The sequence below is a fragment of the Aeribacillus sp. FSL W8-0870 genome (assembly GCF_037963755.1).
GTDB classification, from domain to species: Bacteria; Bacillota; Bacilli; order Bacillales; family Aeribacillaceae; genus Aeribacillus; species Aeribacillus composti.
The window spans coordinates 3,189,542-3,202,381 of sequence record NZ_CP150165.1; the positions used below are offsets into that span (position 1 = coordinate 3,189,542).

A 12,840-nucleotide genomic window follows, 5' to 3' on the forward strand; every position below is an offset into this window, starting at 1 on the left:
AGGAAGTAATATGGAGCAAACATTAACAAAACGAGTTATTATGGATCCTGATGCACCAAACCGTTCAACAGCAATAGTGAACGGAAAATGTTCCAACGTGCTCAATTGGGATGATGTCGCCTACCCGTGGGCATATCCAAAATATAAACGGATGCTCGCAAACTTTTGGACACCTTTTGAAATTAATATGGCTCAAGATGTGAAGCAATTTCCTGAGCTTTCAGAAAGAGAACAGGACGCATTTTTAAAAATTATCGGCCTCTTAGCTTTATTAGACAGCATTCAAACCGATTATGCCGGAAAAGTTGCTGATTATATTACAGACTCGAGCATAAACGCCTTAATGATTTTGCTCGCTCAGCAGGAAGTGATTCATAACCATTCATATTCGTATATTCTTTCAAGCATCGTGCCTAAAAACGTACAGGATGAAGTATTTGAATATTGGCGGAACGAACCGGTTTTAAGGAAGCGAAATGAATTTGTCACCAACGGGTATAAAGCATTTGCAGAAAATCCGAATGTGGAGAATTTGTTAAAATCGATCGTCTTTGATGTCATACTGGAAGGTTTATTTTTCTATTCCGGTTTCGCATTCTTTTATAATTTAGCCAGAAACCAAAAGATGGTAGCCACTAGCACGATGATTAACTACATTAACCGTGATGAACAAATACACGTAGGTTTGTTTGAAAAAATTTTCAAAGCGGTGCTGAAGCAATATCCTGAATATGATACAGATGAACTGAAACAATTCGTTTCGAAAACATTTATGAAAGCAGCCGAGCTGGAAATCGAATGGGCCGGTGTAATTATCGGCAATGACATTGAAGGCCTGCATTTAAAAGATGTGGAGAGCTATATTAAATTTTATGCGAATTTCCGTGCCAATCAGCTGGGATTCGAACGTCCTTTTGAAGGCTATCGGACAAATCCTTTGAAATGGATACGGGCTTACGAAGAAGTGGACTTAGGAAAATCAGACTTCTTTGAACAAAAATCGAGACAATATACAAAAGTCAACACGATTGATAACGGCTTTGATGAGTTGTAAAAATTTACGTTCTCATGATAACGGGCAGCAGAGACTGCCCGTTTTTTTATCTGCTGCCAAACCAAAAGGAATGCTATGAAAGAATTGTTCGATAAGCAACTACTTTCTTTTAAAAGAGCTTATCTTTTTGGGAACCTAAGCATCCCATTTTTCCATGCCATGGTATAATATGTGCGGAGGGGATCTTATGTTAAAATCAACCTTGATCATAATGTCAATTTTGTTAGTAACAATTCATTTCGCTATTCTATATTTTTGGATGTTTGATTGGCAAAAATTAGCTACAAAAACAGGCTTTATAAGTTGGTTTGCCTCGATTCTATTAGGCATCTTTGTATATTTTGCTTTTCAAACTTTCAGCAGATACGACAAAGCTGCTGTCGTCATCAGAAACATATTGTTATGTTCAACTTTACTGACCATCTTTTTAGCTTGTATTGCGTTCATTATAGAAGCAATTACAAAGGCGATGCCCTAAAAAAGAAATATAGTTTTCACGAAGATTAAGAAAATCATATTGGCTAAAAAGAGCTATGTTGTTTTCCACCATTGCGAGGTGAAGATAATGATTTATTTATTAGTCGGTTTGGGCGGGATAGCAGGTGCCTGCCTTCGATACAGTGTCGGCCTATGGACTTCCAGCTTTTGGACAGGATCTTTCCCAGCAGCGACACTTTTAGCCAATTTGGCTGGAAGTTTTCTTTTGGGATGGTTGACTGAATATGTATTTAAAATAAAAGGATTTCCTCCCCATTTTGCCGCAGCGATCGGTACTGGCTTAATCGGGGCATTCACTACATTTTCAACTTTTAGTTTTGAGAACATTCAATTGATGATTGCCGATAAATGGGAAACAGCCATTATGTATACATTGTCAAGCTTAATAGGCGGTTATTTATTTGTTTCGTCTGGTTATCATCTTGGCCGAAAAATGCTTTCCCAGCACAACGCACGAACGGCCGATCATGAATAGGAGTGAAGAGTAATGCTTTTCAACTTTATCGTTGTAGGAATCGGAGGTTTTTTAGGAGCTAATGCCCGCTTGATCGTCACCAATTGGATTAAAAAGAAAAGCAATATGAAGTTCCCTGTCGCGACATTTATTATCAATGTCAGCGGATCTTTCCTGCTCGGCCTTTTGATCGGCATGAATATTTCAGAAGCATATCTACTGTTATTTGGAACGGGATGTTTAGGAGCCTTTACCACCTTTTCTACGTTTCAGCTTGAAAATAAACAGCTGTTAACAGAAAAACAAAAAACAGTGTCCATTTGCTATTTTCTTTCAAGCTATGCGTTCGGTCTTTTGTTTGCCTTTCTCGGCTTCCAACTAGGCGCTATATTTTAAAAACTTATTTGAATCATATTGTCATGGTTTGATTTTTTCTTTATAATACAGATTGTCCAGCGGGATGTAGCTCAGCTTGGTAGAGCACCAGCATGGGGTGCTGGGGGTCGCAGGTTCGAATCCTGTCATCCCGACTCTGTAAACCTCCTAAATCATCATTTAAAACCAAAAACGCCGCTTGAGCTTTTTCAAGCGGCTTATATTTTGAATTACGTCTTTTTAATCCCTTTCCTCAGTTTAATTAATTTATATAAGTTAATCACAACCGTTTTGGTTACAGCATATGTTGGAACAGCCAAAATCATCCCCAAAATTCCCGCGATATTTCCTGCAACAAGCAACAAAATAATAATGGTCAACGGATGTGTATCAAGCCTCTTGCCGATAATAAACGGAGAAATCACATTCCCATCAATTTGCTGAACAATTGTCACGACAATAATCGCAAGAAGTGCTTTAAAAGGTGAATCGAGCAAGCCGACAATAACGGCCGGAGCAGCCCCAATAAACGGACCTAAATACGGAATAATATTGGTGATTGCCACAGTTATTCCAAGCAGCAAAGCATACGGCAGATCAATGATTAAGTATCCGATAAACGTAAAGAGCCCGACAAACATGGAAACAAGCATTTGTCCTTGAATATAGGTAGATAAGGTTTCGCCTGTTTCCTTTAAGATAATCATAACTTCATCGCGGAAATCACTCGGAAAAAACTTTACGACCTGATGCGGCAGCTTATGTCCGTCCTTGATCATATAAAATAAAATGAACGGCACCGTGACAATAATGAGTGTTATATTTGTGATAACGCTGAAAACGGACTGAACGCCATTCGTAATATTATTTGTAATTCTCGATGCATATTGCGTAATGGTGCTCTCAATTTTTTCAATGGAAAAATAATCTTGCGTCAATACCCATTGGAACCAGCTTGTTTGATACAGGTTTTCAATGATTTCTCTCGTTTTTGTTATATAAAAAGGAATGTTTCGAATTAAATCATTAAACTGCTTAACAATCGTAGGCCCTACCAATCCGATGGCGATCGAAATTCCGCCGATAAACACGATATACAAAATCAAAATGGCCAGCACTCTTGGAATTTTTCGCTTTTCAAGAAAGCCAATAATCGGAGCAAACAAAAAGTAAAGAAAACCGGAAATAATTATGGGAAAAAACAAAGTAGTTATAAAGATCACAATGGGCTCAAAAAGAAAAGATATTTTTGTGCTGAAATATAAGATCAAAATGATCAAAAGTATTTCTAACGTCCAAAAATGAAGTTTTGATTTAAACAAAATGCTTGCCTCCCGCATCCAATTTTGCAACATTCATTCCAATATTTAGAATATCATGTATTTACATATTCTAAGCAATTTTTTTCAATCCTCCTATTGCTTCTAATCCAAATTTTCCGCTCAAATTTAAGGAAAACCTTTTTAAATTTTTATGTTAAGCTTTATGATGTTTGCTCTTCGCAATGTTTCAAACAAAATCACAACAACTGGACCTAAAAATAAACCTAATATACCGAGCATCTTTAGTCCAATGAACATGCTGATCAAGGCGGCTAGAGGGCTTATTCCCATGTTGGTTGACATAATTTTCGGTTCGACAGCACGTCTGACGACAGTGATCACAAGAAATAAGACGACTAATCCTATTCCGAGATTGGTTTGCCCCTGGCTAAATGCATAAATAGCCCAAGGAACCAGCACCGATCCTGTTCCCAATATTGGAAGGATGTCAACAACCACGATAATGATCGCCAAAATCAAGCTATAATCCACACGAAGCAGCACCAACCCAATATAAGCTAGTATAAATGTCAGTAAACTTAAAATAACTTGCGCCTTAATAAAGCCGAAGCCTGCTTTATAAAGATCATTCACAACATATTTTATTTTATTTCTCGTTTTTTCTGTCAGCATGGTCTCGAGCGAAGCCCATATTTTCGGCAGATCCAAACTGATTAAATAAAGAGCAATCAAGTAAATCAGCGCTTCAATGAAAAAGCCGGGAATGCCGGAAACAAATAATATGAGCGATTCCATCAATTGCTTCACAAGACCGTCAACTGCATTGACAGAATTATTAATGGAAATTTCAATAGACGTCATGACACCTTCTGGAAGGGAAGCGGAATAATTTTCCCACGTATCAAGAAGAGGATTAATAAAATCATGATTGAATTTTCTAACATATAAAGGGATATTTTCTATAAAACTCACAAAGTTTGTATATATAAAGTTTATCAAACCAAAGCCTAGAATACATAATAAGAGTAAAAAAACAACAAAAATGAGCAAAACTGCATAAGGTCTTTTTATTTTAAATCGATTTTGGAGAATGCTGATAGGCTTTTCAAGTACAAGAGCTGTAAGCAGCGCAAGCAATATCGGGATGCTGAACGGTATTAGTATAAGAATGGCAATACCAATGATGATAAGCGGAAGATACTTTTTCATTTTCAATACATCATTCTCCTATCTATTCTATACTCAAAATCATCATGTTATCCTTATTATATCGTGGATTTTCCATTTGAACTATTGAAATTCCTTATTATTTTTATAAATTGTTATTTGTTCGACATTTTGCAAAACACATTTACTTCAGTAAAAAAAATACTAGACAAATCGCAATTTGACCAATATAATCAAATTAGAAAAACGGAATAAGAATAAAAATTCCCAAAGGGGAGTAGCTTAACAATAAAGTCGTCATTTCGTGGAGGAATCCACCGGCTTTATTGAACAACTGGATGTTGTTAGCGAGACCTTTGCCATAAAAATGGCAAAGGTCTTTTTGCATCTTAAAACAATTTTTGGGAGGATGATTTGAGTTGCTGCTTAGAAAATATATGTCCAAAATCGGAATAGGCTCTGCAACAGTCGATCTTGTACTGGATAAAGAAACGTATTCTCCAGGAGAAAAAGTAACAGGCACGCTCTACATTAAAGGAGGCACTATAACTCAAAAGATTAAGCAGCTGCAATGTGATCTTATGAAAATAAACAATCAGGCTGATCAGCAATCAATCGCCTCCATTACGTTATTCGCTCCTGACATAATCGATCCAGCTGATTGCGCAAAAATTCCTTTTGAATTTGTTTTACCAAAGCATCTTCCCGCAACAACAGACAGTTTAACATACCGTTTTAAAACAACATTAGTGTTTGAAGAAGGAATCGATAGTCTGGATCATGACACAATACAAATTTTAAAAAATAAACCTAGTGGAGGGGAAAACGATGAGAAAAATATGGAAAAGAATTCGGTTCATTTATAACTTTCGTTCATTTTTCCCTTTTATATTTGAATTTTTCTTATCGAAGGAGGTGAATAGGAAAAAAAAGCTATTCTCGATCGCTTTCATAATTGGATATTTCCTGTTGCCGTTCGATGCAATACCAGATTTCCTGTCCTTAATTGGAATTGTGGATGATGTCGTTATATTTACTTTTATCATGCAGCAAATGATCAAAATGGCTCCGAAGGAATTACAGGAAAAATATTGTCTTGCATAACAAAGGATAAAAACATCGAAATGAGTATAAAATATTTGAGGAGTGATAAATATTGGAACTATTCTCACCTGAGTTTTTTTCAGCATTACTTTCGATTGTTATCATTGACCTTGTTTTAGCTGGTGATAATGCCATTCTAATCGGTTTAGCAGCTAGAAATGTGCCGAAACACCAACAAACAAAGGTCATTATATGGGGGACATTTGGAGCGATTTTTATCCGGGCAATTGCGACGCTTGCGGTTGTTTGGCTTTTAAAAATCCCTGGACTGCTATTAGTCGGCGGAATTCTTCTCCTTTGGATCGCCTATAAACTTCTCATCGATAAAAAAGAACATAACGTCGATACCGGGAATAGCTTTTGGTCCGCTATGAAAACGATCATTGTAGCAGACGCTTTAATGGGGCTTGATAATGTTTTAGCGGTTGCCGGTGCCGCGCACGGATCGTTCCTTTTAGTCATAATCGGATTGTTAATTTCCATTCCAATCGTTGTGTGGGGCAGCACGCTCATCATCAAATGGATTGAACGGTTCCCAGTTATCGTGACAATTGGGGCTGCCGTTATTGCCTTTACAGCAGCCAAAATGATCGTAGATGAAAAATTTCTAAAAGGCTTCTTTGAAGAAAACCCGCTTCTAAAATGGGGCTTAACCATTATTCTTGTTGCAGGCGTTATTTTTGCCGGATATTTAAAAAAGAAAAAAGCTTCCCCTGTGGAAGCAAAAGAAGAAGCATCTTAAAAAATGATGCTGATACCGTTTTTCCTAAAGCCTAAAAACAAATTCCGTGGGGCTGTCTAATAAGTCGATTTTCCGGCTTATAGACGTCCCTTTAATGTTTTAGCAATGTTGATATATCAATGTTTATGATGTTTCGTTTTCAATGGATTTTGACTTTCTGGACAGCCCCATCATTACAAATATTTTCGATGGACATTCCGGCCGTCAAAATTAAATAAAACAGGTTTATCCTCAATAATCGTTTCTAAATGGACACCTCTCCCCCAAAGCTGATAAATGTATGGAAGCACCTTTTCAAGGTACTTAATATCAAGTTCAATCCCTTCATACCAATGTTTTAAATATAGTTCGCCGTTTTTCATATAATCCCCATCCATTACCGTAATGTACGGAAAACCGCCATTCACCCTCATGCTTACGAGCTGATCCCGCACTTTTTCCCAATCTTTATCAACAATTTTATAGTCTTTGCCTTGTTTTTGAAATAAGTACATGTCTTCCCGCATAACAAGATCTTTTGTTAAATAGTTGCGAAGAAATGAAATATCCGATTCAATTTCCCGCACCTCAAACAGCTTTTCCCTGCCCGAACCGGGTTGAATTCCCCGCTTTTTCATTTCCTCGGTCGGATTGTTATACCTTTCTTCGATATCCTCAAATATTTTTAAACCTAAATAATAAGGGTTAATGCTCGTTCTTGACGGCTGTACGACACCCGCATTTAATTTAGCATATTCAATTGCTTCATCAGAGGTCAAATCCAGCTCTCTCATGATCCGCTGGTGCCAATACGTCGCCCAGCCTTCATTCATTATTTTTGTTTCAAGCTGAGGCCAAAAGTATAGCATTTCCTCTCTCATCATTGTTAAAATATCACGCTGCCAGTCTTCAAGCTCCCGGCTATACTCTTCGATAAACAAAAGCACGTCTTTCTCCGGTTTGGGAGGGAATTTTTTCTTTTTCTTGATTGTCTGTTCACTTTTTTCTTTTTTTTCTCCTAAAGACCAGAGATCATCATACGGTGTTTTGTATGTCTTAAGCTCTTCTTCCTCATCAACATCATCCAAGCTCCAAGAAAGTTTTGTCCGAACTAAAGACGGATCAATATGTTCTTGGATGGATAAAACCGCGTCTAAAAATTTTTCCACTTCTCTTTTTCCATATAAAAGTTCATATTTCTTGATTCTTTCCGCTGTTGCCGCCATGCTTTCGACCATATCCCGTTTCGTATTACTAAAGCGAATATTGTTTTTAAAAAAATCACAATGCGCGAGGACATGTGCAACAATTAGTTTATTTTGAATAAGAGAATTAGTATCAAGCAAAAAGGCATAACAAGGATTTGAGTTAATCACCAGTTCATAAATTTTACTAAGACCTAAATCATAATGGAGCTTCATTTTATAAAATTGCTTTCCAAAGCTCCAATGGGAGAAACGAGTCGGCATTCCATATGCACCAAATGTATAAATAATATCAGCTGGACAAATTTCATATCTCATCGGATAAAAATCAAGACCAAACCCCTTTGCGATTTCTGTTATTTCTTCAATTGCATATTGAAGAACTTTATGATCCTCCTTGTTCATTGTTCATCCCCCTTCTTTTTCCTTACAACAATTTATGAAAACAAACGGGAGATGATGAAAAACATTTTGAACGTTGTGTCAGATTGCACTATTTCCATTTCACATCTTGAACTGCCTGTCACCAAACGAAAAGCAAAAAAGGGAGACATTCCTGTTCAAAAATACACAATCTTATAAAAAAAATGGTGCCTTCTCACGGCACCAAATATTAAAAACTTTTTTGGAAAAACTACATTAAATGGTCGAACCTTCAGGCTGCGCAATTTGTAGAGCTGGTCCAAAAAATTCGTAATGAATATTTTCAAAAGCAACCCCCAGCTCCTTTAAATAATTAATGACTGCTTTCATAAATGGCACAGGGCCGCAAATAAAATAATCTGCATTTTCAGATATGAATTGCTTAAGAATGTCTTTAGTCATATAACCTGTATGATTGGCGCTTTCTTGACGTGACGGCTCCGTATAACAAATAAAGGATGTTCCATTTGGCAACCTGTTCATTAACTCTTTTACTTCCAAACGAAAAGCATGAACATCTTCATTTTTAGCAGAGTGAACAAAACGAACCGGTCTAGAAGGATTTTCTTTTGCTATTGTATTCAGCATGCTCATAATTGGCGTTACTCCAACACCGCCGCTGATGAAAACAACCGGCGAGTTTTGCGTGACATCCAATGTAAAATCGCCAGCAGGCACGCTAATATTAAGCTCATCTCCAATTTGAACATCATCGTGCAGGTAATTCGATACGACCCCTTTTGGTTGATCCGGTTCTGCCTCACGTTTAACAGAAATTCGAAAATATTCTTTGCCAGGAGCGTCTGATAAGCTGTATTGACGATTCAGCAAATATTGATGGCCGTCTATTTTTACTTTTACGGTAACATATTGTCCGGGCAGGAATGATGGCAATACAGCATTATCTTTCGGTTTTAGGTAAAACGATGTAATAACAGAGCTTTCTTTTACTTTATCTACAACAACAAACGGCTTAAAGTCTTTCCAGCCACCTTCCATATTTTCAGCGTCAGCATACATTCGTTGCTCCAATTCGATAAATACGTTTGCAATTTCGTTATAAGCTTCTTCCCACGCAGAAATAATTTCATCTGTTGCTAAATCGCCTAACACTTCTTTCATAGCTGCTAATAAATTTTCGCCGACAATTGGATAGTGTTCTTTTTTAACCCCTAAGCTTCTGTGTTTATGAGCAATTTGCTTCACAGCTGGCAAAATCGTCTCCAATTGATCAATGCGCTCGGCAGCAGCATAAAGTGTGGTTGCTAGCGCTGTTTGCTGTCTTCCTTTCTGTTGGTTTGTATGATTAAAAATATTTAATAACTCCGGATGATTGGAAAGCATTCGTTTATAAAAATGACTTGTGATTTCTGTTCCTTGCTTAGCTAAAACTGGCACGGTGGACTTTATAATTTCAATAGTACGTTCGGATAACATAAATTTGCACTCCTTTGTTTTGAAAAAAGATGTATTTTATATATATCTTTAAAATAGTTGATCTTCGTCTTAAAAGCAATATTTTAAATACATCTTTTGAAAAGATGTCACATTTTTGAACCTAAATTATCCATCAGTGTATAATGGAGCTAGTACGGACAAAGAGAGGGAGGCCAATGCGTCTTACAAACTATACTGACTATTCGCTCCGTGTGCTCATTTACATTGGCACGAAAAACCGAGAGGAATTATCCAATATTAAAGAAATTGCGGATGTGTACGGCATTTCAAAAAACCATTTAATGAAGGTCATTTACCAGCTTGGGAAAAACGGGTATATTGAAACGATTCGAGGACGAAATGGCGGTTTCCGTTTAGCACGTCCTGCATCCGAAATAAATATTGGCGATGTGGTCAGAAAAACTGAAGAAGATTTCCATCTTGTCGAATGTTTTAATGAAAAAAACAGCGAATGTGTGATCACATCCGCCTGCAGGCTGCGCCATGTTTTCCAGCAAGCCTTGCAAGCTTATTTACAAGTGCTGGATCAGTACACACTCGCTGATTTAATCATAAATCAAAACGAATTGAAGCATTTGTTTAATGTGAAGTAGAAAAAAGCCTTAAATGGTCTTTCGTTTTTTGAATGAGGCATTTATACATTTGTTTTGAAAGAAACGGCTGTTGTTATGTCCAACATTTGCAACGGTACAAAAAACCGATTTATTCATACAATAAACATAACTCCTTTTAGGGAGGGATGTTTATTATGAATAAAATGGATTACGACAAAGCATTATATTACACGCACCGTTCGCAATGGGACAATTTGATTATTTTAATGGTGCGCACAAACGACGATTTTCTTTCCAAAAAAATTGAGCATTTTTTACACGCTTATAATTTTGAACACGATTATCAAATTATTGAGCATAAACTATATGCTTTACTTCGTTATATTGACCATGCATTAGAAAACGTAACAGAGGTTGAACCGGAAATCGCGCTGAAATAGTTTCCAGAAAGGTGACTCAATAGTTTAAGCAACCTTTTTTCAGAAAAGTTATTTCTGAAAAATGGGGTTGCTTTTTCTTTCTGTTTTAGTCGTTTAAGTTATTGCTTCAATGCTGAAAGCGGCGATCGTTTTTGCCGAAAGCCCGTTTTTTCAGGAGCCTTTTTTCATGGCTATTGATCCGCTGCTATAATCGGCTATCAACTTTGCCAAAACTCGGGACTTAGCCCGCTTTTTTAAGAGCGTAAACGAAAAAGCGAGGGTGGAAAAACGTCTTGTTTTTCTCCCTCGCTCTTATTTTTAAGACTTATTGGACAGACTGAAGGGATCTCAATCGAAATGGAGTTAAGCTTTTTTAACTGTCAGAATATCATTTACTTTTTCCATTACGGCATTTATTAATTCTTCCAATGCCTTTTCACTATTATTCAGTGAATCGGCCTGAACAGCAAAATAAAATTTCACTTTCGGCTCGGTTCCCGAAGGCCGCAAACAGAACCAAGATCCGTCTTCAAGGAAATATTTCAATACATTTGATTTTGGCAAATCAATTGTTTCCTTTTTGTTCGATTGAAGCAATGTACGTTCACTTGTTAAATAATCCTCGATAATCGTAACCGTTTTACCTGCAATTTCAGCAAGCGGATTTTGGCGGAAAGATTCTAAAATTCGCTTAATCTGTTCTGCTCCGTCCTTACCTTTTAAGGTTAACGATTTTAACCCTTCTCTGTAATACCCGTATCGATTAAAAATTTCCATTAATCCGTCATAAAGTGTGAGCCCTTTTTTCTTATAAAATGCACATACTTCAACAGCTAAAACGGCCGCTTGAACGGCATCTTTGTCTCTGGCAAAATCGCCAATTAAATATCCGTAGCTTTCCTCATAACCGAATTGAAATTTGTATTGTTTCGTTTGTTCAAATTCTTTAATTTTTTCCCCGATAAATTTAAACCCGGTAAGCGTATCAATTGTTTTTAGTCCATATTCCTCCGCTATTGCGCGGCCTATTTCCGACGTAACAATCGTTTTTAGAACAACGCCATTTTCAGGCAGCAATCCTTTTTTCTTTTTCTCAGAAAGGATATAGTTGAGCAAAATCGCACCCGTTTGGTTTCCTGTTAACACAATGTATTCGCCTTTGTCATTTTTGACAGCAACTCCTAAACGGTCAGCATCAGGGTCAGTTCCGATTAAAATATCAGCATCAATGCGTTTCCCTTCTCTTATCGCTAGCTCAAACGCTGCATGCTCCTCAGGATTCGGCGAAGCCACTGTCGAAAAATTTGGATCTGGAAGCTCCTGCTCTTTGACGACGGTTACATTTTGATAGCCTAATGATTGAAGAGCTCGTCGAACCGGTTTATTGGCTGTACCATGAAGCGGCGTAAAAACGACCTTTACATCTACTTCTTTTGCCAAATTAGGATTCAGTGAAATCGTTTTGATCTTTTCATTATATGCTTCGTCTATTTCCGCTCCAATGATTTTAATCAAGCCTTTTTGTTTTAAAATATCTTCATTTTCAACAGCAACTTCTAATTCATTTTCAACTTCATTCACTTTTTTGATGATTTCATCAGCTATTTTTGGAGGAATCTGACCTCCATCCTCTCCGTAAACTTTAAATCCATTATATTCCGGCGGGTTATGGCTTGCCGTTATTACAACACCTGAAAATGCGTTTAAATAACGGACAGCAAAAGATAATTCAGGAGTTGGCCTTAATTCATCAAATACATAAGTTTGAATACCATGCGTTGCGATAGTTTTTGCCGCTTCCATAGCAAATTGCGGCGATTTGTGGCGGGAATCGTAAGCAATTACCACGCCGCGTCTTTTGGCTTCTTCTCCAAAAGATTCAATATATCTTGCCAATCCCTCAGAAGCCTTGCGGATTGTATAAATGTTCATCCGATTTGTGCCTGGGCCAATTTCTCCCCGCATTCCTCCTGTACCAAACTCTAAGCTTTTATAAAAGCAGTCCTCTAATTCGAGTTCATTGTCTGCTTTTTCTAGTAATTGCTGTTTTAGCTCTTGATCTATATCTTCTTTCGATATCCATCGTTGATAATTTTCTTTCCATTTCGCCATAACTTAACACCCC

Annotated in this window: 14 protein-coding genes and 1 tRNA gene; 10 read left to right on the plus strand and 5 right to left on the minus strand. The window is 37.2% G+C overall.

All coding sequences use genetic code 11. The annotated features are described in order from the left end of the window. Positions 1 to 10: 10 nt before the first annotated feature. From NSU02_RS15465 to NSU02_RS15485, 5 genes are all read left to right on the plus strand, one after another. Positions 11 to 1,054 carry a ribonucleotide-diphosphate reductase subunit beta gene (locus NSU02_RS15465; RefSeq protein WP_063387272.1) on the plus strand — a complete coding sequence of 348 codons (1,044 nt, stop codon included), beginning with the start codon at positions 11 to 13 and terminating at the stop codon, positions 1,052 to 1,054. Between the two features lie 187 nt (positions 1,055 to 1,241). Beyond that, complete coding sequence (locus NSU02_RS15470) at positions 1,242 to 1,532, plus strand: hypothetical protein (protein WP_339193255.1); 291 nt, start codon at positions 1,242 to 1,244, stop codon at positions 1,530 to 1,532. A gap of 87 nt (positions 1,533 to 1,619) precedes the next feature. Next, positions 1,620 to 2,027 (plus strand): fluoride efflux transporter CrcB, encoded by a 408-nt coding sequence (crcB, locus tag NSU02_RS15475; RefSeq protein ID WP_339193256.1) that lies wholly within the window; start codon positions 1,620 to 1,622, stop codon positions 2,025 to 2,027. A gap of 12 nt (positions 2,028 to 2,039) precedes the next feature. Next, positions 2,040 to 2,402 carry a fluoride efflux transporter CrcB gene (gene crcB / locus NSU02_RS15480; RefSeq protein ID WP_063387269.1) on the plus strand — a complete coding sequence of 121 codons (363 nt, stop codon included), beginning with the start codon at positions 2,040 to 2,042 and terminating at the stop codon, positions 2,400 to 2,402. Between the two features lie 60 nt (positions 2,403 to 2,462). Continuing rightward, positions 2,463 to 2,536, plus strand: a tRNA-Pro gene (locus NSU02_RS15485). Between the two features lie 75 nt (positions 2,537 to 2,611). Here NSU02_RS15485 and NSU02_RS15490 read toward each other — a convergent pair. Then, on the minus strand, positions 2,612 to 3,703 hold the full coding sequence (locus tag NSU02_RS15490) for an AI-2E family transporter (protein ID WP_066250881.1): 1,092 nt from the start codon (positions 3,701 to 3,703) through the stop codon (positions 2,612 to 2,614). Between the two features lie 141 nt (positions 3,704 to 3,844). Continuing rightward, on the minus strand, positions 3,845 to 4,873 hold the full coding sequence (ytvI, locus tag NSU02_RS15495; protein ID WP_063387477.1) for a sporulation integral membrane protein YtvI: 1,029 nt from the start codon (positions 4,871 to 4,873) through the stop codon (positions 3,845 to 3,847). Between the two features lie 377 nt (positions 4,874 to 5,250). Here ytvI and NSU02_RS15500 point away from each other — a divergent pair, with 377 nt between their 5' ends. The 3 genes from NSU02_RS15500 to NSU02_RS15510 are packed head-to-tail and all read left to right on the plus strand — an operon-like array spanning position 5,251 to position 6,677. Next, a complete protein-coding gene (locus NSU02_RS15500; RefSeq protein WP_063387267.1) occupies positions 5,251 to 5,697 on the plus strand; it encodes a sporulation protein in 447 nt (148 codons plus the stop codon). After that, positions 5,660 to 5,935: a DUF1232 domain-containing protein gene (locus NSU02_RS15505; RefSeq protein WP_066250884.1), complete on the plus strand. Its 276-nt coding sequence runs from the start codon at positions 5,660 to 5,662 to the stop codon at positions 5,933 to 5,935. The genes NSU02_RS15500 and NSU02_RS15505 overlap by 38 nt, the downstream gene beginning before the upstream one ends. A 52-nt stretch (positions 5,936 to 5,987) precedes the next feature. Further along, the gene (locus tag NSU02_RS15510) at positions 5,988 to 6,677 is read left to right on the plus strand and encodes a TerC family protein (RefSeq protein WP_066250886.1); all 690 of its coding nucleotides are present in this window, start codon (positions 5,988 to 5,990) and stop codon (positions 6,675 to 6,677) included. Positions 6,678 to 6,850: 173 nt separating this feature from the next. On the opposite strand, the gene NSU02_RS15515 is transcribed toward NSU02_RS15510, so the two are convergent. Then, the gene (locus NSU02_RS15515) at positions 6,851 to 8,266 is read right to left on the minus strand and encodes a SpoVR family protein (RefSeq protein WP_063387264.1); all 1,416 of its coding nucleotides are present in this window, start codon (positions 8,264 to 8,266) and stop codon (positions 6,851 to 6,853) included. Between the two features lie 234 nt (positions 8,267 to 8,500). Continuing rightward, complete coding sequence (gene hmpA, locus NSU02_RS15520; RefSeq protein ID WP_339193257.1) at positions 8,501 to 9,721, minus strand: NO-inducible flavohemoprotein; 1,221 nt, start codon at positions 9,719 to 9,721, stop codon at positions 8,501 to 8,503. A gap of 176 nt (positions 9,722 to 9,897) precedes the next feature. Here hmpA and NSU02_RS15525 point away from each other — a divergent pair, with 176 nt between their 5' ends. Together NSU02_RS15525 and NSU02_RS15530 are read left to right on the plus strand one after the other, a co-directional pair. Continuing rightward, the gene (locus NSU02_RS15525; protein ID WP_063387262.1) at positions 9,898 to 10,335 is read left to right on the plus strand and encodes an Rrf2 family transcriptional regulator; all 438 of its coding nucleotides are present in this window, start codon (positions 9,898 to 9,900) and stop codon (positions 10,333 to 10,335) included. A 155-nt stretch (positions 10,336 to 10,490) separates the two neighbouring features. Further along, on the plus strand, positions 10,491 to 10,736 hold the full coding sequence (locus tag NSU02_RS15530; protein ID WP_063387261.1) for a YhdB family protein: 246 nt from the start codon (positions 10,491 to 10,493) through the stop codon (positions 10,734 to 10,736). A 342-nt stretch (positions 10,737 to 11,078) separates the two neighbouring features. Here NSU02_RS15530 and NSU02_RS15535 read toward each other — a convergent pair whose 3' ends face one another. Further along, positions 11,079 to 12,827: a phospho-sugar mutase gene (locus tag NSU02_RS15535; RefSeq protein ID WP_063387260.1), complete on the minus strand. Its 1,749-nt coding sequence runs from the start codon at positions 12,825 to 12,827 to the stop codon at positions 11,079 to 11,081. Positions 12,828 to 12,840: the final 13 nt, after the last annotated feature.